This is a genomic window from Burkholderia sp. AU38729 (assembly GCF_020419725.1).
In the GTDB taxonomy this organism is placed as follows: Bacteria; Pseudomonadota; Gammaproteobacteria; order Burkholderiales; family Burkholderiaceae; genus Burkholderia.
On sequence record NZ_JAIZQO010000001.1, the window covers coordinates 255,716 to 277,381 of the forward strand.

Below are 21,666 nucleotides of genomic sequence, written 5' to 3' on the forward strand. Positions count from 1 at the left end.
GTGCGTCAGTCGGACGCGAGCAGCAGGTCGATGTAATCGTGGGCGAGCTTCAATGCAGCCCGGGTGTCGATGGGGCCGCCGGCGAGTGCGCCGCGCAGCCACAGGCCGTCGATCAGCGCGGCGAGGCCGCTGGCGGCTTCGCGCGCTTGCGTGCGCGGCAACGCCTTCGCGAATTCGGCGCACAGGTTCGAGTGGAGGCGCCGCGTGTTGACGTGCTGCAGGCGCTTGAGCATCGGGTCGTGCATGCTCTGCGACCAGAACGCGAGCCAGGTCTTCATCACGGGCGCGCTGACCTGCGTGACGTCGAAGTTCGCGGCGACGATCGCGCGCAGCCGGGCGCGCGGATCCTTGCGTGCCGCCACGCGGCGGCGCGTGGTGGCCGACCACAGGTCGCGCAGCACGTGCCGCATCGTCGCTTCGAGCAGGCCGTCCTTGTCGCCGAAGTAGTGGCTGACGATGCCCGTCGAGATGTTCGCGCGTTGCGCGACCGACGCGAGCGTCGTGCCGGGCAGGCCCGCTTCGTCGATCGAGCGCAGCGTGGCGTCGATCAACTGCGCGCGGCGAATCTCCCGCATTCCGACTTTCGGCATCGCGACTCCCTTCGCCCGCACGGGCCGTCCATGGAAGTCGAGAGCTTAGCGGTTTTTTATTGATCGTTCAATCAACAAAAAATCGGGGTCTGACGGTGGCGGCAGGTGCCCGGGAGGTGAACGGGGCCCCCGATCGCGCGTTGTGCAGGTGCGGAAAAATGATTGAAAGATGTTTAAAAAAGATGGAGTTTGTTTAAAACGCTTTCTGAAGCGAGCAATCAATCCGGTTAATCGTTGCAGGTGTCGAATCGATTACGGAATGAAAGAGTAATGAGCCGTGTGATATTTGGTTAAGCGTAGAAGTCGACGCGCGAAACGGCGTCACGATTCATTCATGAAAATCCGTTTGAAATAGCCGAATGAAACGACATAACATATTGATTATAAATGGAAGTGTGTCAACTAAGCGGGGATCGACTGCCGTTCCGCAAACGATTGCGACCGCCCTCGACCGAATTCCGCTTACCATAAAAAATGCGGGAATAATTTGAATCTTCCGCATTTCCTAACGGAGTAGAGGTTATCGTTGGAATGACTTGAGTCAGTAATATTGTCCGTATTAGTATGACGCCGCACTACGAGGAATGAATCGATGCCGCCGGTATTGCCGCGGTGCATTGGCCAATCGCGCGATTCGGATCGCGCGTGACACACCGGCGCAGTCATTGCGCACCTGCAGCATGCCGCGACGTCGAGACGCCGCATCCACCGGAGAACGACGATGCTGACCGAAAAACACGTGGTCCCATTGCCGAATGGTCTGAAGGTCTATGTCGAACGGAACGTGTTCGACCCGGCGTTCGACACGGCAATGCTCGTCAACGGCGCGCTCGCGACGACCGCGTCGTTCGGGCAGACCGTCCAGTATCTCGGCGAGCGGATGAACACGATCTGCTTCGACCTGCCGTATGCGGGGCAGTCGCGCCAGCACAACCCGGGCTGCTTCATCCTGACGAAGGACGACGAAGCCGCGATCCTGCAGCACCTGGTCGAGCGCTTCGCGCCGGCGTACCTCGTGTCGGTGTCGTGGGGCGGCGTCGCGTCGCTGTTCGCGCTTGCACGCGGCTGCCCGAGCGTGCGGCGCGCGGCGATCTGCTCGTTCTCGCCGTTCCTGAACGACGCGATGGTCGACTACGTGACGCGCGCCCGCGACCACATCGCGGCCGGCGAGAACCTGAAGGCCGCGCAGCTGCTGAACGACACCGTCGGCCGCTACCTGCCGCGCATCATGAAGCTGTACAACTACCGGTATCTCACGCGCCTGCCGCGCGACGAGCAGGACCAGGTCGCGTTCCACGTCGACCAGATCCTGTCGCTGCAGCCGGAGCGCTACCTCAGCGAGTTCTCGAACATCGGCTGCGAGCTGCTGTTCCTGAACGGCGAGCGCGACGAATACACGACGCCCGCCGACGTGCGCCAGCTCGGCGCGCACGTGCCGCGCGCCCGGTTCGCGACGGTGCCGGACGCGGGCCACTTCCTCGACATCGAAGGCCGCGCGCAGCGCGAATACACGCGTTCGGCGTTGCTCGACTTTTTCTGCGGCGGGGCGTCGCTCGCCGCCGGCATGGCGCTCGCCGCCGCGCAGTCGTGCGTGCCCGCACCGATGCACGCGCTGTCGTCGTGACGCCGCACGCCGTGCGTCCGATACGCGCGGCGCTCCCGAATTCCCATCCCAACGAGGCAGGCCCGCCGTGAATATCGTTCAGACCATCGCCATCGTCGTTCCGTGGGCCGTGTGGCTCGCCTACTGGATCGCCACTTCGCAAGGCGTGAAGACGACCGTGCGCAAGGAAGCGTCGCGCTCGCGCACGTTGCAGTCGATTCCGCTGATCGTCGGCGGCGCGCTGATCATCCTGCCCGATCCGTCGTGGCAGGCGCTCGTGCCGGACTGGCAGCGCTTCGGCCTGCAGGCGCAGTGCGGGCTCGCGGTGCTGGTGGCCGGCCTGCTGTTCTCGGTGTGGGCGCGGCTGCACCTCGGCACGAACTGGAGCGTGTCGGTCACGCTGAAGGAAGACCATGAGCTCGTCCGCACGGGGCCGTATGGGCTCGTGCGTCACCCGATCTATACGGGCTGCCTGATCGCGCTCGTCGGCGCGGCGCTGATCGGCGGCGAATGGCGCGGTGCGATCGGCGTGCTGCTCGTGTTCGCGTCGCTCGCGTACAAGGTGCGCGTCGAGGAAAGCTGGCTGACCGGGTATTTCGGGCCGGCGTACACGCAGTACCGTCGCGAAGTCGCGGCGCTGATTCCCGGCTTCTACTGAACCCCGCGAGGCGCGCGATGGCGAAGATGATCGTGACCGCGATCGGCTCGGCGGGCGACGTGCATCCGCTGCTCGGCGTCGCACGCACGCTCGCGGCGCGAGGTCACGACGTCGTGTTCTGCACGCATGCGCCGTTCGAGGCGGTCGTGCGCCGTTGCGGGTTCGCCTTCGTGCCGATCGGCACCGCGGCCGACTACGAGGCCGCGATGGCGAACCCCGCGCTGTGGGATTCGCGCACGTCGTTTCGCACGCTGTGGGCGGTGATCGCGCCGACGCTGCGCCCGCATTACGACGCGCTGCGTGCGCTGACCGACGACGATACGGTGCTCGTCGGCACGCTGTGGGCGTTCTCCGCGCGCTTCATGCAGGAGCTGCACGGCACGCCGTACGTGTCGGTGCAGGTGTCGCCGTCGACGCTGCTGTCCGCGCATGCGCCGCCGACGCACCCGCGCCTGACGATTCCCGCGCGCTGGCCGCTGCCCGTGAAGGCGGTGCTGATGACGCTGATCGAGCGGCAGGTGCTCGATCGCGCATGCGGCCCCGCGCTCAACGCGGTGCGTCGCGCGCTCGGGCTCGCGCCGGCGCGGCGCGTGCTGGGCCGCTGGCTGCATTCGACCGATGGCGTGCTGTGCCTGTTTCCCGGCTGGTTCGCGCCGCCGCAGCCGGACTGGCCGTCGAATCATCTGCAAAGCGGCTTCCCGTTGTTCAACGATATTGCGACGCCTGAAGACGATGTGGCACTCGATGCGTATCTCGCGGCCGGTGAACCCCCGGTCGTGTTCACGGCCGGTTCGACACGCGTCGATCACGCGGCATACGCGCGCGCGGTGGCGGACGCGCTGCGCGCGACCGGCGCGCGCGGGATCCTGCTGACGCCGCACGATGCGGCGCCGGACAGTGACCGCTTGCTCGTGCGCCGCTTCGTGCCGATGCGCACGCTGCTCCCACGCTGCCGCGCGCTCGTGCATCACGGCGGGATCGGCACGGCGGCGCTCGCGTGCGAAGCCGGCATCGTGCAAGTCGTCACGCCGTTCGCACACGATCAGTTCGACAACGCGCAACGCGTCGTCGCGAACGGCTGCGGCGTGCGGGTCGACGGCCCGCTCGACGGCGCGCGGCTCGGCGCGGCGCTCGCGCGCGTGCTCGACGAACCTGCGTTCGCGGTGCATGCGGCGCGTACGCGTGCGCTGCTCGCGGCCGCGCCGGACGGCTGCAACGCGGCCGCCGATTTCATCGAACGGTTCGTGCCGAAGCGCGGGCGGGCGCGCGCGCGGGCCGATGTCGCGGTGGCCGGCGCATGAGCACCGCGTCGCCGCTTCACGACGGGCCGGTCGCGCCGTCCGCGTTCGACGCGCCGGCGCCTGTGCCGGCCGCGCGGCCGGTGCGGGGCATCCGGCTCGCGCTGCTGACGTTCGCGCTGTCGCTCGCGACTTTCATCGAGGTGCTCGACTCGACCGTGACGAACGTCGCGGTGCCGGCGATCTCCGGCAGTCTCGGCGTATCGAACAGCCAGGGCACGTGGGTGATCAGCTCGTATTCGGTCGCGGCCGCGATCGCGGTGCCGCTGACGGGCTGGCTCGCGCGCCGCGTCGGCGAGTTGCGGCTGTTCGTCGGCGCGATCCTGCTGTTCACGCTGACGTCGCTGCTGTGCGGGCTCGCGCGCGACCTGCACGTGCTGGTGATCTGCCGCGCGCTGCAGGGGCTGTTTTCCGGGCCGATGGTGCCGCTGTCGCAGACGATCCTGCTGCGCACATTTCCGCCGGACAAGCGCACGATCGCGCTCGCGCTGTGGGCGATGACGGTGCTGCTCGCGCCGATCTTCGGGCCGGTGGTCGGCGGCTGGATCGTCGACAACTTCTCGTGGCCGTGGATCTTCCTCATCAATTTGCCGATCGGGCTGTTCTCGTTCGCGGTCTGCACCGCGATGCTGCGCCCCGACGCGCAACGTGGTGAAGCCGGCCCGATCGACGTGCCGGGCATCGTGCTGCTCGTGATCGGCGTCGGCTCGCTGCAGGCGATGCTCGATCTCGGCCACGATCGCGGCTGGTTCGGCTCGCCGCTGATCGTCACGCTCGCGGTGGTCGCGGCGCTCTCGATCGTGTCGCTGCTGATCTGGGAGGCGGGCGAAGCGCATCCCGTCGTCGATCTCAGCCTGTTCCGCGATCGCACGTTCTCGTTCTGTGTGCTGATCATCTCGCTCGGGATGATGAGCTTCTCGGTGGTCGGCGTTGTGTTTCCGCTGTGGATGCAGGCCGTGATGGGCTACAACGCGTTTCACGCGGGGCTCGCCACGGCGTCGCTCGGCGTGCTCGCGCTGGTGTTCTCGATCCTCGTCGGGCTGCACGCGCATCGCTTCGACGCGCGCGTGCTCGCGACCTTCGGCTTCCTCGTGTTCGCGGCCGTGCTCGCGTGGGATGCGCATTTCACGCTGAAGATGACGTTCGCGCAGATCGCCGCGCCGGGGCTGATCCAGGGGGTCGGGCTGCCGTGCTTCTTCATTCCGCTGACTGCCGCGACGCTGTCGCGCATCCCGGACGACCGGCTCGCGGCCGCGTCGAGCCTGTCGAACTTCCTGCGCACGCTGTCCGCCGCGTTCGGCACCGCAATGAGCGTGACGCTGTGGGACAACCGCGCGACCTATCACTACGACGTCGTGTCGCAATCCGTCACGCACGCGTCGGCGAACACGCAGCGCTTCGTGCACACGCTGAACGCGATGGGCGTGGACGGCGTGCGCGAGCTGTCGACGCTGCACCAGGTCGTGATGCAGCAGGCCTACATGATGGCGACCAACGACATGTTCTGGATGGCGAGCATGACGTGTCTCGCCCTCGCGGCAATGATGTGGCTGACGCGGCCGAAGCGCGGCGCGGCGGCCTCGTTCGGGCATTGAGGAGAGGAACATGACGACACTCGGCGCACTCGTGATCCTGTATCACCCGAGCGATGCCCAGCTCGACGCGCTCCGCGCATGGCGGCACGCGTGCGACGCGCTGCTCGTCGTCGACAACACGCCGCAGCCCGATACGCGAGCCCGCGAGCTGTGCGCGCGCGAGGGCATCGCGCTGCTGCATCACGGCAATCGCGGCGGCATCGCGGGCGCGTACAACGCGGGGCTCGCGGCGTTGTTTCGCGATCGGATCGACGCCGTCGCGCTGTTCGACCAGGATTCGTCGGTGCCGGCCGCGTATTTCCCCGCGATGCGCGAAGTCTGCGCGGGGCTCGGCGGGCGCCCGTTCCTGGCGGGCCCGCGCATTTTCGACGAAAACGCGCGCAGCTTCCTGCCCGAACTGTCGACCAACGGGATCGGGCTGCGCCGCCTGCGCATCGAGCCGGGCGCGTCGTTGCAGCGCTGCGCGTTCCTGATTTCGTCGGGCTGCGTCGTGTCGCGCGCCGCGTTCGACGTGCTCGGCCGCTTCGACGAGACACTGTTCATCGATCACGTCGATACCGAATACAGTTTCCGCGCGTTGTCGCGCAACGTGCCGCTCTATGTCGTGCCGTCGCTGGTGCTGCCGCACCGGATCGGCGCGAAGCAGCGTCATGCGCTCGGCCCTTTTGAAATGACGTCGATGAATCACTCGTGGCAACGGCGCTATTACAGCGCGCGCAATGCGGTGCAGCTTGGGATGCAGTACGGGTTGCGCTTTCCGGTGGCGATCGTGCCGAACCTGTTGACGATATGGCAGGTCGTGCAGATCGCGCTCGTCGAACGCGACAAGCGCGCGAAGCTCGCCGGCATCCTGTTCGGTGTCGCGGATGGCCTGTTCGGCCGGCTCGGCCCGCTCGAACGCACGCGGCCGCGTCTGGCCGAGCGTGTGCAACGCGTGCAGCAGGGATGAGGGGCGCGATGCGGCGTGTGAATGAAGCGGCGAAGGTGGCGCGTGGCGTGAAGGGCGGCTCGATGATGATCGCCGCCGCGGCCGTGTCGCTGGCGTTGAGCGGATGCGTGCCGTCAGGCTTCCTGCCGTCGCTGTCGTTGCGCGCGCCGGCCGACGATGCGCTCGTGCACACGGCCGGCCCCGGCGTGAACGGCGCGTGGCCCGCGCCCGACTGGGTGAAGCAGTTGAATGATCCGCAGCTCGACGCGCTGGTCGCCGATGCTTCGCAAAACAATCCCGACCTGCAGGTCGCGCAGGCGCGGCTGCGGATCGCGCAGGCGCAGCTTCGGCAGTTCGATTCGTTGACGGGGCTGACGGGCACGGCCGGCGCGACGGTCAGCCGCGCGCGGATGCCGAAGCCGGGCGACGACGTCGCCAACGTGTCGGTCAGCGGCTATCGCGTGCCGGTCGAGATCTTCGGCGATCCGAACACCTCGCCGTCGTCGGTGTTCGTCGGGCTGACCTACCAGCTCGATCTGTGGGGCAAGAATCGCGCCGCGACGAAGAGCCTGATGTCGCTGCGCGAAGCGGCGCGGGTCGAGGCCGAGCAGGTGCGGCTCACGCTGGCGGTCGCGATCGTCACCGTGTACTGCCAGCTCGACCAGGCGTATGCGACGCAGGACCTGCTGCAGCAGAAACTGAAGGTCAGCCAGCGCGTGACGACGGTGCTGCGCGAGCGCACCGCGCGCGGGCTCGACAACGCATACGACGCGAGCGACGCATCGATCAAGCGCAGCAAGCTGCTCGCGCAGATCGCGATGAACGACGAGCAGATCAAGCTCGCGCAGCTGCAGCTCGGCGTGCTGTCCGGTCGTGGCCCGGAGCGCGGGCTCGCGCTGCAGCGGCCGCGGGTCGGCGCATTGGCGGGCGGCGCGCTGCCCGCGCGGCTGCCGGCCGATCTGCTCGGGCGCCGGCCCGACATCGTCGCCGCGCGCTTGCGTGTCGAAGCCGCGTTCGCGAATGCCGATTCGACGCGCGCCCAGTTCTATCCGGACGTGAACCTCGTCGCGCTCGGCGGCGTGTTCGCGCTCACGCCCGCGTCGCTGTTCTCGCGCGATGCGCTCGCCGGTTCCATCGGCCCGGCGATCTCGCTGCCGATCTTCGATCGCGGCCGGCTGAAGGCGAAGCTCGGCGCGGATGTCGCGCAGGCCGACGTCGCGATCGGGCTGTACAACAAGACCGTCGACGACGCGCTCGGACAGGTCGCGCAGTTCGTCACGTCGCTGCAGACGTCGCAGACGCTCGTCGCGCAGCAGCAGGACGCGGTCGCGGCCGCGCAGAAGATCGTTGAGATCGCAACCGACCGGCACCGGCGCGGCGTGCTGATGCAGAAGGACGTGGACGTCGCGGATCTCACGCTGATCGACGAGCGCGCGCAGATGATCGCGCTGCTCGGCCGGCAGCGGTCGCTGCGCATCGGGCTCATCGGCGCGCTGGGCGGCGGGTTCGATGCAGGCGCGACGGTTGCGCAGGCGCCGGCCGCGCATCGGGCGCGTAGCGGGGCGGCGAAGCGAGGCGCTTCGACTACCGCGCCCGCCGCGCCCGCCGCGCCCGCCGCGCCCGCCGTGACCGCTGCGACCGCATCGACCGCTGCGACCGCATCGACCGCGACCCGACCGGTGGTGGCACCGTCGGCCGATGTGCGTGCGGCGAGCGTGGCTGTGCCGCCGGTCGTCGCTGCAACGAATGCGGGGCCCGCGCGACGCGACGACGCGGCACGCACGCCAGCCGTCGCCGCGACGCCTCGCGTTCCCCCCGTTCTCGCGCACACGGCAGCGGCGAATCCGGCGCCGGGCCCGTCGGTCATGCCGCCGATTCCCTTGTTCCAGCACGATCGTCTGATCGTTACGCAAAGCGACTGATGCACCACGACAACCTCCATACCGCCGCACCGCCGGCCGCACTGAACGACCCGGCACTCGACGCGCGCCGCGCGACGCGCCGCAAGCGCTTCATCGCGTTCTTCGCGGTCGTGCTGGTGGCCGCGCTCGCATGGATCGCGTACTGGCTGCTGAGCGATCGCTATTACGAAGACACCGACGATGCGTACGTCGCCGGCAGCATCGTCCAGGTCGCCGCGCAGATCCCCGGATCGGTGACCGACGTCGTGGTGGCCGATACGCAGGCCGTGCGCGCCGGCCAGACCCTCGTGAAGCTCGACGACACCGAGGCGTCCGTCGCGTTCGCGCAGGCGAAGGCACAGCTCGCACAGGCGGTGCGGCAGGTCGCGAACGCGAAGATCTCGAACACGATGTACGTCGAGGCCGTGAATGCGCGGCGCGCCGACCTGGCGCTCGCGCAGCGCGCGTTCGCCGCGCGCTCGGGTGCGTCGGTCGAGATCGTCGCGCCCGAGGAACTCGCGCGTGCGCGCGCGGCGGTTGCCGGTGCGCAGGCGAATCTCGCGGCCGCGCAGGCGCAGCTCGATGCGGCACGTGCGCTCGGCACCAAGTTGCCTGTCGACGAAAACCCGGCGGTCGTGCAGGCGGCCGCGCAGTTCAAGCTCGCGTACCGGAACCTGAAGCGCACGACGATCGTCGCGCCGGTCGACGGCACGATCGGGCAGCGTTCGGTGCAGGTCGGCCAGCAGGTCGGGCCCGGCGTGCCGCTGATGTCGATCGTGCAGCTCAACCAACTGTGGATCGAGGCGAATTTCAAGGAAGGGCAGATTCGCCACATGCGCATCGGGCAGCCGGTCGAGGTCGTGTCGGACCTGTACGGCTCGCGCGTGACCTATCGTGGCCGCGTGCAGGGCTTCTCGGCGGGCACGGGCAGCGCGTTCTCGATGCTGCCGTCGCAGAATGCGGCCGGCAACTGGATCAAGGTCGTGCAGCGCGTGCCGGTCGTGATCGCGCTCGATGCGCGCGATCTGGCCGCGCATCCGCTGCGCGTGGGATTATCGATGCGCGCGACGGTCGACACGCACGATCGCAACGGCCACGCGCTCGACAGCGAGCCGCCGACGCCGGCCGTCAGCACGCGCGTGCACGACGGCGTCGCGAGCGACGCGGAAAGCGCCGCCGCCGCGATCATCCGCGAAAATCAGGGCGGGTAACGCCAGCTCGAGAGTGGGGCGGCCGGTCGCTGCTAACGGCCCGCCGCCCGGCGCGTTGCGGCGCGCGCCAGCGCGTCCAGCACCCGAGCGCCCCCAGCGCCTCAAGCACCTCCAGCAGCTCAAGGACCTCCGGCACCTCAAGCACCTCAAGCACCTCAAGCACCTCAAGCACCATCACCATCCAGCACGTCACCCCGCGCGCCAAACCTTCCCGTCGTTTCCCGCCCGACTTTCGCATTTCCGCCATCGATGTCGGCGCCGTTCAAACGCGTGTCGCGTTTGAGACATCGGCGCCCCTGCCTCCGGGACTACTCTCGAACAGCACGTTGCGCGTGCGCCGCATGAGCCGGCGCGCCGCGGCGCCATCCAACTAGACATGGAGACAATACGATGAGCAGCAATCGAGGTGTCGTCTATCTTGGGCCGGGCCAGGTCGAAGTCCAGAAAATCGATTATCCGAAGATGGTCGATCCGAGCGGCCGCGCGATCGGCCACGGCGTGATCCTGAAAGTGGTGAGCACGAACATCTGCGGGTCCGACCAGCACATGGTGCGCGGCCGCACGACCGCGCCGGTCGGCCTCGTGCTCGGTCACGAGATCACGGGCGAGGTGGTCGAGATCGGCCGCGACGTCGAGACGCTGAAACTCGGCGATCTCGTGTCGGTGCCGTTCAACGTGGCTTGCGGCCGCTGTGCGATGTGCAAGGACACGCATACGGGCGTGTGCCTGAACGTGAACCCGTCGCGTGCCGGCGGCGCCTACGGCTACGTCGACATGGGCGGCTGGATCGGCGGCCAGGCCGAGTACGTGCTCGTGCCGTATGCCGATTTCAACCTGCTGAAATTCCCCGATCGCGATCAGGCGATGGCGAAGATCCGCGATCTGACCTGCCTGTCCGACATTCTGCCGACCGGTTATCACGGTGCGGTGAGCGCGGGCGTGAAGCCGGGCTCGACGGTCTACATCGCGGGCGCGGGCCCGGTCGGGATGGCGGCGGCCGCCTCGGCGCGCCTGCTCGGCGCGGCCGTGACGATCGTCGGCGACATGAACGCGGAACGCCTCGCACACGCGCGAGCGATGGGCTTCGAGACGGTCGACCTGTCGAAGGACGCCTCGCTCGGCGAGCAGATCGAGCAGATCCTCGGCGTGCCCGAGATCGACTGCGCGGTCGACTGCGTCGGCTTCGAGGCGCACGGCCACGGTTCGTCGGGCCATGCGGAGGAAGCGCCCGCGACGGTGCTGAACTCGCTGATGGAAATCACGCGCCCGGCCGGCGCGATCGGCATCCCGGGCCTGTACGTGACGGACGATCCGGGCGCGAAGGACAAGGCCGCGCAGCACGGCAGCCTGAGCATCCGCTTCGGCCTCGGCTGGGCGAAGTCGCACTCGTTCTTCACGGGTCAGACGCCGGTGCTGAAGTACAACCGCAACCTGATGCAGGCGATCCTGTTCGACCGGCTGCCGATCGCGAAGATCGTCAACGTCGAAGTGATTTCGCTCGACCAGGCGCCGGAAGGCTACAAGAAGTTCGACGGCGGCGCGCCGCGTAAATTCGTCATCGACCCGCACGGGTTGCTGGCGGCATAACGCGACCGATCGCCGCGCGGCAATCGAAGGGGCCGGGGCGTGCAAGCGCCCCGGCCCCTTGTACGTTCGGGCCTCGCGCGCTCAGTGCGCGCTCAGTGCTCGCTCAGTGCTCGCGATAGCGCCGGGCGAGACGCTCGCGCGTGAACGATCGACCGGGTGCCGTTCACGCGGTGCGCTCCATCGCGGCGTCGTACTGACCGCGGCAGGCCGCACTGTTCAGGCGTGCGCGCAGCAGCAGCGCCTCCTGCGCGGCGCGTACGTTGGCCGCCTGTCCCTTCCAAGCGGCCAGCGGCGGCTCTTGCAGCGCGCGTCCATAGGAAAAGCTCAGCACCCACGGCCGCCCGTCAACGCGATTCATCGCGTCGAGATGCGCGGTCGCTTCCTCGGGCGTTTGTCCGCCGGACAGAAAGAAGATGCCGGGCACTTCGGCCGGCACGATGCTGCGCAACAGGCGCACCGTCGCCGCCGCGACTTCGCCGGGCGCCGGCTGTTCGGCATGCGTGCTGCCCGCGACGACCATGCTCGGTTTGAGCAACATGTGCGCCAGCGCGACCCGGTGCCGGTGCAGCGCGTTGAACACGGCGTGCAGCACGGCGTCGGTCACTTGCGCGCAGCGGCCGATCGAATGATCGCCGTCCATCAGTACTTCCGGCTCGACGATCGGCACGACGCCGGCCTCCTGGCAGATCGCCGCATAGCGCGCCAGCGCTTCGGCGTTGGCTTCGATCGCCGCATGGCCCGGCAGCGTGGCGGACACGTTGTACACCGCGCGCCATTTCGCGAACCGCGCGCCTTGCCGCTGGTAGCCGTCGAGGCGCGCCGCAAGCCCGTCGAGCCCTTGCGTGATTTCGTCGCCGGGCGCGAGCGCGAGCGGAATCTTGCCCGCGTCGACCTTGATGCCCGGCACGATCTGCTGGCGAGCGGCGAGTTCGGGCAACGGCGTGCCATCGTCCGCGCATTGCCCGAGCGTCTCTTCATACAGGATCACGCCGCTGACGAATTCGCCGAGGCCCGGTGTCGACAGCAACAGGGTGCGCCATGCGCGGTGGTTCGCTTCGGTCGATTCGACCGCGATCGTCTTGAAGCGCTTCGCGATGGTCGGCCCGCTTTCGTCGGCCGCCAGCAAGCCTTTGCCATCCTGAACGAGCGCCTGGATCGTCGCCTGGAGTGTGCTCTCGGTGCTCATGGAATTCCTCCGCTGAAACCGCCACGCGGCCGGGGCGACCGCCCGCTGTTCACTTCGTCGCGGTCGTCGCGCCGCCTTCCGATTTCATTCTTTGTCGCGCACCGGCCAGAACGCAAGGCGCGTGCTCGGGCGCATCGTTCGTGCCCGGGGGGGCGCGTGCGTGATGGGCTGGCGTTCGACGCGTGTGACGCGCAGCGCGATCAGCGGGACGACGCCGAATTCCGGTGCGCCCCTGCGCATGAACAGGAAGGACGCGCCCCAGATGGCGGCAAGGGTCACGAGTTGCAGTGCATTCATCGACGGCTCCATTCGGCGGATCAGGCGGCCGGCCGGAACGCAACACGCGAGATGCGCCGGCGTGGGCGACTGATCCATTGAACGTCACGCGTGAGTCGCGACGCAAACGAGGTTTTGTGAGGGGGGCTTTAGAAAAATGAATCGACGAACGCGCATGCGCGCACTACGCCTGCGCGCTCAGTGGCCGCGATAGAGCTGCGCGATTTGCTGCGTATTGCTGATGGCGCGTCGCGCACGTGCGGTGTGCGTGCTCACGCGGTGGAGGGTATGCGGGCGATGCGCGGCACCGTGATTGCCTTTCCAGCCGGCCAGGCGAACCGTGGCGGTGGGGTGCGACCGGTCGGGTGCGCGCATGGCCGGCGCCGCTCGCGCGACTGCCGTCCGTGCCGCGGGTGCGCGGGCGGCCTCCACGCCCGGGCTGCCCGGTCGGGCGACCGCCGCCGGTGTTCCGTCAGTCGAATGAAACGGATAGACGGGTGCGGGCAAGACCGGCAGCACGGGGTCGTTCGATGCGTACGGGGCGGCATCGCTCGCCATCGCGCGCGAATCATTCGAACCGCGACAGGCCGGATCGGCCTTGCATGTCCGGTCGACCACCACATAGCCGCCGACCAGCAGCACGAGTGTCAGGATGCTCAGGATCGGTGCGGTCGATGCGCGAGGTTGCTGGAGCGCCGCGTTGCGAAGCGCGCGCGCGATGCGCGATGTCCACGTGTGAGCGGCGTGCGGAGCAGGTGTGGCATCCGGTGCGCGGGAGATCGAATCGAACGGCCAGTTCCGCCGTCCGCAGTCGGGGCAGTGCTCGAGCGCACGGATGGCCACGAAGCCGCATGCCCTGCAGCGGAAGCTGGCGGTGCGCCGCGCTTGCGCTCGCGCGTTCAGGATCGCGCGCCAGTCGTCGCGTGCGCGAATTGTACGGTTGAGGAGGACTCGCATCGCTGGAAGCGGGTGGGCGCCGTCAACGACGCGAACGCGCGCCGGTCGTCATGATCCGTTCCGGCACGGCAGCCGATCGGCCCGTGCCGGAATGCAGTGGAGCGTACCTCGTCGACTGTCGTTCGCATGCGGTGTTCATGGATTCTCCGTGACATCGGGTGCGCGGAACGCGTTCGTCCGTGATGGCCTACCGCTTCATTTTTGGTCGCTGGCGCGTGAAACGCAAGGCACAAACAGGCTGTCGTGAGGCGTCGGTTCCGCGCTAACCATCCCGCCGCTGCCGGGCCGCGAGCGTCCCGATGGTCTCCATCGCGTGCTCGACCGCTGGCGTCCACGGCCGGCCGTAGTTGAGCCGAAGAAAGCGGCGAAATCCGCCGGTCGCGGAGAAGATCGGCCCCGGCGCGATGCTGACGCCGCTTTCCATCGCATCGCCGAACAGGTGCATCGCATCCATGCGCGGCGGCAGTTCGATCCACAGGAAATACCCGCCGCGCGGCGCGAACACTTCGGTGCCGGCCGGAAAATACGCGCGCACCGCCGCCAGCATCTGTGCCTGGTGCGCGGCGAGATTGCGGCGCAGCTTGCGCAGGAAGCGGTCGTACGCGCCGTCGCGCAGGTAGCTCGAAATCGCCATCTGAGCAGGCACGTCGGCCGCCGGCGCGCTGGCGCCCTTTGCCTGACGAATTTGCCGCACGTAGCGTCCGGCCGCGACCCAGCCGATCCGGAACCCGGGCGCGAGGCATTTCGAGAACGAACCGCAATGCAGGACGAGACCGCTGTCGTCATACAGCTTGGCGGGGCGCGTGGGCGCCGTGCCGAAATGCAGCTCGCCGTAGACATCGTCCTCGATCAGCGGCACGTTGCGTGCCGCGAGCAGGTCGATCAGTGCGCGCTTGCGCTCGTCGGTCAGCGTCGCGCCGGTCGGGTTGTGGAACGACGTCATGAACCAGCAGGCCCGCACCGGATGCGTGTCGAGCGCTTTCTCGAGCGCGTCGAGATCGAGGCCGGTGCGCGGGTCGACCGGAATCTCGACCGCCTTCAGGTGCAGGCGCTGCACGGCCTCCAGGGCTGCATGAAACGCCGGTCGCTCGATCGCGACGATATCGCCGGGGCGCGTCAGCGCCTGCAGGCTGAGCGTCAGCGCTTCGAGCGCGCCGGTCGTGATGACGATCTCGTCCATCGGCAACGCCGCGCCCGCATTCAGGTAGCGCAGCGCGATCTGGCGGCGCAGCCCGTCGTGGCCGGGCGGCGCGCCGGACAGCAGGGCCGGGCGATCCATGTTGCGGGCCGCCGACGCCATCGCGCGCCACAGGCTGCTCATCGGGAACAGCGAATAGCTGGCGAAGGCCGAGCCGAGCGGGACGATGTCCTCGCATCTGAGCGAGTCGAGCAGCCGGAACAACGTATCGCCGTTGCCCGCGGGCGGGACAGCCGGCTTGCGCGGCGGTTCATGGCCGAACCGCACGTGCTTGTCTTCGAGGTTCGCAACGAAATAACCGGACCGTGCACGCGCGACGATCAGACCCTCGCCTTCGAGCGCGTAGTACGCGCGAAACACGGTGGATGGGCTCACGCCATAGGCGCGGCACGCGGCGCGCACGGTGGGGATGCGCGTACCGGGGGCCAGATCTCCACGCCGGATCGACTCGGAAATCGTCCGTGCGAGCTTCGCATAACGCTTCATGCCTGCCTCAAGTCGAGCAGCTTTGTGCCGAAAAAAGAGTAGCACGGCGCGCGCTGCGCCACAGGGTCGTTTTCCCGTGATCCGCTCGTTTTTCACGGACTTTGATCCTGTTTTTCGGCGCGATGCGCTGTCATGCTTTCGCCCCTCGAGCAATCCTTGTTCCCGACATTGACCGATACGGAATTCACGCTGTCCGCCGGCTGATCCGTGCCCCGTGCGCCTGGGCGTGCGAGGTCTAGTCAGCGGTGTCATGACCCTAACCGGAAACCTACAGCGTGAAATTGAACACTCTCGTCGCGGGCCTCGTGGCCGGCGTTGCCCTCAACCTCCTCGGCGGCGCCGCGCAGGCCGCCTGCATCAGCAATCCCCCGACGCAATCCAACGCGTCGTTCCCCGCCGCACTGACCGGCAAGCTCGTCTATCACAGCTACGTCAAGTACGGCGACGGCACGAGCCAGCTGTTCCTGTACGACTTCTCGGCCCATACGCTGACGCAACTGAGCAAGAGCGCGTGGGGCATTACCGATCCGATGAACGGCGTGTTCAGCCCCGACGGCAAGTGGCTCGCGTTCATGGGCATCAGCAACGGCGCATGGAACGTGTTCATGCTCCAGCTCGGCGCCGGCACGCCGCCCGTCAACCTGACCAACAGCACGGGCGCCACGCGTAACGAGGATCCGAAATTCAGCACGGACGGCAAGACGCTCGTGTTCAAGCAGAACGGCGACGTCAAGCAGGCGACGCTGTCGTACACGAGCGCGGGCCCGGTATTCACGTCGGTCGTGAGCCTGACGAACGCACCCTCCGGCGCCGAATACTCGATGCCGTTCCTCGCGCCCGATGCGAGCGCCGTGTACTACGCGACCGGCACCGGCGCGAACATGGGGCTGATGAAGCGCACGCTCGCGACCGGCGCGACTGCGGTGTTCGACGCCCCGGCCGGGCTGCAGACGTACTACCCGATCGTGCGTGGGGACGGCATGGTGTTCTACGCGCGCTGGAAAGACAGCGGCCAGGCCGACCAGATCTATACGAAGACGGCGGACCCGGCGTCGACGCCGAACGCGTTGCCGATCAACGACTGCGTGAGCAACAACTCGGATCCGGCGCCGGTGAGCGGCACCAACTACGTGTTCTTCTCGTCGACGACGGCGGGCGGCTACCAGCTCTACGTCGGTGACGTGACGACCGGCCAGCGCTGGAGCCTGTCGCCGTTCGGCGTGAACGCCGACACGACGAAGGCCAAGCTCGGGTCCAGCTACTACGGCGGCCCGGCCACCGCGCAGCCGACGCTGCTGTCGCAGGGGCGTCCGGCTGCCGCGTCGGCGAGCTACAACGCATCGCTCACGCCCGACAAGGCGTTCGACGGCAACACCACGAGCACGCGCTGGGATTCGCCGGAAGGCGCGGGCGTCGATCCGCAATGGATCTCCGTGGATCTCGGTGCGACGAAGACGATCAGCAGCATCGATCTCTACTGGGATGCGGGTGCGCTCGTCTACCAGATCCAGACGTCGAACGACAACGCGAACTGGACGACGATCTACTCGACGAACAACGGCGTGTCGTACGGCCACGTGACGCTGCCGAACCTGAACGGGCATGGCCGCTACGTGCGGATGCTCGGCACGAAGCGCGCGACGCCGTGGGGGTATTCGCTCGACGAAATGCAGGTGTGGGGATCGTAAGCGCAAAGAAAAAAGCGACCTTCGAGGTCGCTTTTTTTTCGTCAAGCGCGGCGCGGATCACGCATGCAGCACGTGCACCGGAAACGCGGGGCTGGCGCTCGCCGCACCCTGCGCAAGCGGCGCGACCTGCTTGCGGCGCTCGCGGGTCGGCGCGACGCCGAACGCGTCGCGATAGCTCTTGCTGAAATGGCACGCCGACTGGAAGCCGCACGCCATCGTGATGTGCATGATCGACATGTCGGTCTGCAGCAGCAGTTCGCGTGCGCGGCGCAGCCGCAGCGTCAGGTAGTAGTGGGTCGGCGTCATGCCGAGATGTTCGCGGAACAGGCGCTGCAGTTGCCGCTGCGACATGTTCGCGAGCCGCGCGAGCTCCTCGCGTGACAGCGGCTCCTCGATGTTGTTCTCCATCAGCGAGATCACCTCGAACAGCGACTTGTTCGCGGAGCCGAGGCGCGCGACGAGCGGCATGCGTTGCTGCGCGCTCGTGTCGCGCACGTGTTCGACGATGAACTGCTCGGCGATCTGCGTGACGCGCGCGGTGCCCACGCGCGCGGCGATCAGGTTCAGCATCATGTCGAGCGGCGCGACGCCGCCCGTGCACGTGATGCGGTCGCGGTCGATCACGAACAGTTCCTTCAGGAAGCGCGTGTCCGGAAACTCTTCCTTCAGCGCCGACATGTTCTCCCAGTGGATCGCGCACGCGTAGCCCGCGAGCAGCCCCGACTTCGCGAGTGCATAGGTGCCCGTGCACAGGCTGCCGAGCGGGATGCCCGCGCGCGCGAAGCGGCGCAGCGTCGACAGATGGGCGGGCGTGGTCGCGCGCTGCACGTCGACGCCGCCGCACACGAACACGATGTCGGGCTGCCCCACGCATTCGGCCGGGCCGGTGTCGACCGTCAGGCCGTTGCTCGCGGTGACCGGGCCGCCGTCCGGGCTGATGACCGACCAGCGGTAGAGCGGCTGGCCGCTCAGGTAGTTCGCCATCCGAAGCACCTCGATCGCATTGGTGAACGCGATCATCGTGAAGTTCGGTAACGGCATGAACGCGAAGTGGGACAGCGACGCTGTGCGGTCGGGCGACATGGGGAGCGTTCCTAGAATCTCTAATAGCTTTACGCCCGGGGGCACCGATCGGGCTGCGATATTGTGTGAGCCAGCGCAACAAGCGTGCCATACGGCTAAACCCTAGATCCATACGTTGTCTGGCTGAAAGCGGCATGCTGCACTGCACCGTATCCGTGACGGGTTGCACCCCGACCGGGCGGCAATCGCACCGCCGGCGTGCCTGTTCATAGGTGAACTGGCTCGACCACTTTTGTTGGTCATCCGAAAAAGCACGACCGGTCACTTGTATAAAACGGACGCGGATGGCGGAAAAGGCAAAGAACGCGTCTAAATTCATCAATCCGCCGAAAATCCGAACGACAAGAATAGAGCCGTCGGCAGCCTTGTACGGGACGAGCGGGAAACCCAGGCAGGGCGGGCCTTGAGCTTCGGTTTCAGCCCCTTATTCTTCGTCACGGACGCACTATGTCGAACACCCAGCCTTTCTTCTCGCAGTCCCTCGCCGAGCGCGACGCGCCGGTGCGCAGCGCCATCCTGAAGGAACTCGAGCGTCAGCAGTCGCAGGTCGAGCTGATCGCGTCGGAAAACATCGTGTCGCGCGCCGTGCTCGAGGCGCAGGGCTCGGTGCTGACCAACAAGTACGCGGAAGGCTATCCCGGCAAGCGCTATTACGGCGGCTGCGAATTCGCGGATGAAGTCGAGGCGCTGGCAATCGAGCGCGTCAAGCAGATCTTCAATGCCGGCTATGCGAACGTGCAGCCGCACTCGGGCGCGCAGGCGAACGGCTCGGTGATGCTCGCGCTGGCCAAGCCGGGCGACACGGTGCTCGGCATGTCGCTCGACGCGGGCGGCCATCTGACGCACGGCGCGAAGCCGGCGCTGTCGGGCAAGTGGTTCAACGCCGTGCAGTACGGCGTGAACCGCGACACGATGCGGATCGACTACGACCAGGTCGAGGCGCTCGCGCACGAGCACAAGCCGAACCTGATCATCGCCGGCTTCTCGGCCTACCCGCGTGCGCTCGACTTCGCGCGCTTCCGTGCGATCGCCGACAGCGTCGGCGCGAAGCTGATGGTCGACATGGCGCACATCGCCGGCGTGATCGCCGCGGGCCGCCACGCGAACCCGGTCGAGCATGCGCACGTCGTCACGTCGACCACCCACAAGACGCTGCGCGGCCCGCGCGGCGGCTTCGTGCTGACCAACGACGAGGAGATCGCGAAGAAGATCAACTCGGCCGTGTTCCCCGGCCTGCAGGGCGGCCCGCTGATGCACGTGATCGCCGGCAAGGCCGTCGCGTTCGGCGAAGTGCTGCACGCGGACTTCAAGACCTACATCGACAACGTGCTCGCGAACGCGCAGGCGCTCGGCGAAGTGCTGAAGGCGGGCGGTGTCGATCTCGTCACGGGCGGCACCGACAACCACCTGCTGCTGGTCGACCTGCGTCCGAAGGGCCTGAAGGGCGCGCCGGTCGAGCAGGCGCTGGAGCGTGCGGGCATCACCTGCAACAAGAACGGCATTCCGTTCGACACCGAGAAGCCGACCGTCACGTCGGGCATCCGCCTCGGCACGCCGGCCGGCACGACGCGCGGCTTCGGCGTCGCGGAGTTCCGCGAGGTGGGCCGCCTGATCCTGGAAGTGTTCGATGCGCTGCGCGCGAACCCGGAGGGCGACCACGCGACCGAACAGCGTGTGCGCCGCGAGATCTTCGCGTTGTGCGAACGCTTCCCGATCTATTGATCCCACCGACCCGACAATACTGGAGCAACACATGAGCACGCTGCATCAAGACAGCATCATCATCGACGGGCTGAACATCTCGAAGTTCGAGAAGCCGGTGTTCGAAGACATGCGCAAGGGTGGCATCACGGCCGCCAACTGCACGGTGTCGGTGTGGGAGAACTTCACCAAGACCGTCGACAATATCGGCGTGATGAAGAAGAAGATCCGCGACAACAGCGAGCTGCTGACGCTGGTGCGCACGACGGAAGACATCTTCCGCGCGAAGAAGGAAGACAAGACCGGCGTGATCCTCGGCTTCCAGAACGCGCATGCGTTCGAGGACAACATCGGCTACATCGAAGCGTTCGCCGACATGGGCGTGCGCGTCGTGCAGCTCTGCTACAACACGCAGAACCTGGTCGGCACCGGCTGCTATGAGCGTGACGGCGGCCTGTCGGACTTCGGCCGCGAAGTGATCAACGAGATGAACCGCGTCGGCATCATGGTCGACCTGTCGCACGTGGGCGGCAATACGTCGTCGGAAGCGATCGCGTTCTCGAAGAAGCCGGTGTGCTACTCGCACTGCCTGCCGTCGGGCCTGAAGGAACATCCGCGCAACAAGAGCGACGAGCAGCTGAAGGAGATCGCCGATGCGGGCGGCTTCGTCGGCGTGACGATGTTCGCGCCGTTCCTCAAGCGCGGGATCGAAGCGAACATCGACGACTACATCGAGGCGATCGACTACGTCGTGAACCTGATCGGCGAGGATGCGGTCGGCATCGGCACCGACTTCACGCAGGATTACGCGAAGGAATTCTTCGACATGCTGACGCATGACAAGGGCCGCTATCGCCAGCTGACGAACTTCGGCAAGGTGATCAACCCGGACGGCATCCGCACGATCGGCGAATTCCCGAACCTGACGGCGGCGATGGAACGCCACGGCTGGAAGGAGTCGCGTATCCGCAAGATCATGGGCGAGAACTGGGTGCGCGTGTTCAAGGACGTGTGGGGCGCATAAGCGCCGCGAACGCCGAACCCCCTTCAGCGATTCAACATTAAAAGAAATCGGGACGTGCCCGTGCAAGCCGCACGGGCGCGCGGACGATGTCGCGCCGGTGCACCGAGCCGCGCGGCCACTTTCCTCACGGAGTCACCACGATGCAACCGCAACTGCCGATCAACGTCGATCCCGATACCGGCGTCTGGACCACCGACGCGCTGCCGATGCTGTACGTGCCGCGTCACTTCTTCACGAACAATCACGTCGCCGTCGAGGAAGCGCTCGGCGTCGAAGCGTATGCCGAGATCCTCTACAAGGCCGGCTACAAGTCGGCCTACCACTGGTGCGACAAGGAAGCGAAGCTGCACGGCCTGACCGGCATGGCCGTGTTCGAGCACTACCTGAAGCGCCTGTCGCAGCGCGGCTGGGGGCTGTTCTCGATCACCGAGGCCGACCCGGCGAGCGCGCGCGCGAAGATCGAGCTGCGCCACTCGTCGTTCGTGCTCCAGCAGCCGGGCAAGGAAGGCAAGCTCTGCTACATGTTCGCGGGCTGGTTCGCCGGCGCGATGGACTGGGTCAACGACACGACGCCGGAAGGCAAGGGCGCGCCGCGTGCGCACTCGAAGGAAGTGCAGTGCGCGGCCGAGCATCACGACCACTGCGTCTTCGAAGTGTCGCCGATCGCGCACTGACGCCCTGACGCACGGATTCACC

At 67.4% G+C, this 21,666-nt stretch carries 17 protein-coding genes and 1 pseudogene; 12 read left to right on the forward strand and 6 right to left on the reverse strand.

Annotated elements, in window-relative coordinates:
• Nucleotides 1-5: 5 nt before the first annotated feature.
• Complete coding sequence (gene betI, locus LGM56_RS01075; RefSeq protein WP_089426825.1) at nt 6-590, reverse strand: transcriptional regulator BetI; 585 nt, start codon at nt 588-590, stop codon at nt 6-8.
• Nucleotides 591-1,311: 721 nt separating this feature from the next.
• Between betI and LGM56_RS01080 the strand changes: the two genes are divergently transcribed.
• The 8 genes from LGM56_RS01080 (at nt 1,312) to fdhA (ending at nt 11,371) form a co-directional block, all read left to right on the forward strand.
• Nucleotides 1,312-2,214, forward strand: coding sequence for an alpha/beta fold hydrolase (locus LGM56_RS01080; RefSeq protein ID WP_089441755.1), 903 nt, complete (start codon nt 1,312-1,314; stop codon nt 2,212-2,214).
• Nucleotides 2,215-2,281: 67 nt separating this feature from the next.
• Complete coding sequence (locus tag LGM56_RS01085) at nt 2,282-2,851, forward strand: methyltransferase family protein (RefSeq protein ID WP_046549619.1); 570 nt, start codon at nt 2,282-2,284, stop codon at nt 2,849-2,851.
• 17 nt (nt 2,852-2,868) lie between these two features.
• Complete coding sequence (locus LGM56_RS01090) at nt 2,869-4,152, forward strand: glycosyltransferase (protein ID WP_226202268.1); 1,284 nt, start codon at nt 2,869-2,871, stop codon at nt 4,150-4,152.
• Nucleotides 4,149-5,744, forward strand: a complete 1,596-nt coding sequence (locus tag LGM56_RS01095; protein WP_226202270.1) for a DHA2 family efflux MFS transporter permease subunit — start codon at nt 4,149-4,151, stop codon at nt 5,742-5,744. Before LGM56_RS01090 ends, LGM56_RS01095 begins: the two co-directional genes overlap by 4 nt.
• Before the next feature lie 10 nt (nt 5,745-5,754).
• Complete coding sequence (locus LGM56_RS01100) at nt 5,755-6,693, forward strand: glycosyltransferase family 2 protein (RefSeq protein ID WP_226202272.1); 939 nt, start codon at nt 5,755-5,757, stop codon at nt 6,691-6,693.
• Nucleotides 6,694-6,701: 8 nt separating this feature from the next.
• A complete protein-coding gene (locus LGM56_RS01105) occupies nt 6,702-8,594 on the forward strand; it encodes an efflux transporter outer membrane subunit (protein ID WP_226202275.1) in 1,893 nt (630 codons plus the stop codon).
• Nucleotides 8,594-9,784: an efflux RND transporter periplasmic adaptor subunit gene (locus tag LGM56_RS01110; RefSeq protein WP_089496339.1), complete on the forward strand. Its 1,191-nt coding sequence runs from the start codon at nt 8,594-8,596 to the stop codon at nt 9,782-9,784. The genes LGM56_RS01105 and LGM56_RS01110 overlap by 1 nt, the downstream gene beginning before the upstream one ends.
• Nucleotides 9,785-10,174: 390 nt before the next feature.
• A complete protein-coding gene (gene fdhA / locus LGM56_RS01115) occupies nt 10,175-11,371 on the forward strand; it encodes a formaldehyde dehydrogenase, glutathione-independent (protein WP_059525191.1) in 1,197 nt (398 codons plus the stop codon).
• 163 nt (nt 11,372-11,534) lie between these two features.
• Here fdhA and LGM56_RS01120 read toward each other — a convergent pair whose 3' ends face one another.
• The 4 genes and pseudogenes from LGM56_RS01120 to LGM56_RS01135 all read right to left on the reverse strand — a co-directional run bounded on the left by LGM56_RS01120 (nt 11,535) and on the right by LGM56_RS01135 (nt 15,474).
• Nucleotides 11,535-12,557, reverse strand: a complete 1,023-nt coding sequence (locus LGM56_RS01120; protein WP_226202277.1) for a class I fructose-bisphosphate aldolase — start codon at nt 12,555-12,557, stop codon at nt 11,535-11,537.
• A gap of 185 nt (nt 12,558-12,742) precedes the next feature.
• A pseudogene (locus LGM56_RS01125) lies at nt 12,743-12,854 on the reverse strand (EamA/RhaT family transporter); the annotation flags it as partial.
• 177 nt (nt 12,855-13,031) lie between these two features.
• Nucleotides 13,032-13,790: a hypothetical protein gene (locus LGM56_RS01130; RefSeq protein WP_226202280.1), complete on the reverse strand. Its 759-nt coding sequence runs from the start codon at nt 13,788-13,790 to the stop codon at nt 13,032-13,034.
• 262 nt (nt 13,791-14,052) lie between these two features.
• Nucleotides 14,053-15,474, reverse strand: a complete 1,422-nt coding sequence (locus tag LGM56_RS01135; protein WP_226202283.1) for a PLP-dependent aminotransferase family protein — start codon at nt 15,472-15,474, stop codon at nt 14,053-14,055.
• A gap of 275 nt (nt 15,475-15,749) precedes the next feature.
• Here LGM56_RS01135 and LGM56_RS01140 point away from each other — a divergent pair, with 275 nt between their 5' ends.
• Nucleotides 15,750-17,162: a discoidin domain-containing protein gene (locus LGM56_RS01140; RefSeq protein WP_226202284.1), complete on the forward strand. Its 1,413-nt coding sequence runs from the start codon at nt 15,750-15,752 to the stop codon at nt 17,160-17,162.
• 57 nt (nt 17,163-17,219) lie between these two features.
• On the opposite strand, the gene LGM56_RS01145 is transcribed toward LGM56_RS01140, so the two are convergent.
• Nucleotides 17,220-18,245: a GlxA family transcriptional regulator gene (locus LGM56_RS01145; RefSeq protein WP_089426837.1), complete on the reverse strand. Its 1,026-nt coding sequence runs from the start codon at nt 18,243-18,245 to the stop codon at nt 17,220-17,222.
• Between the two features lie 447 nt (nt 18,246-18,692).
• Between LGM56_RS01145 and LGM56_RS01150 the strand changes: the two genes are divergently transcribed.
• The 3 genes from LGM56_RS01150 (at nt 18,693) to LGM56_RS01160 (ending at nt 21,644) form a co-directional block, all read left to right on the forward strand.
• Complete coding sequence (locus LGM56_RS01150) at nt 18,693-19,967, forward strand: serine hydroxymethyltransferase (protein WP_124578595.1); 1,275 nt, start codon at nt 18,693-18,695, stop codon at nt 19,965-19,967.
• Between the two features lie 31 nt (nt 19,968-19,998).
• The gene (locus tag LGM56_RS01155; RefSeq protein WP_226202286.1) at nt 19,999-20,970 is read left to right on the forward strand and encodes a dipeptidase; all 972 of its coding nucleotides are present in this window, start codon (nt 19,999-20,001) and stop codon (nt 20,968-20,970) included.
• A 140-nt stretch (nt 20,971-21,110) separates the two neighbouring features.
• Nucleotides 21,111-21,644 (forward strand): DUF5943 domain-containing protein, encoded by a 534-nt coding sequence (locus tag LGM56_RS01160; protein WP_226202288.1) that lies wholly within the window; start codon nt 21,111-21,113, stop codon nt 21,642-21,644.
• Nucleotides 21,645-21,666 lie beyond the last annotated feature (22 nt).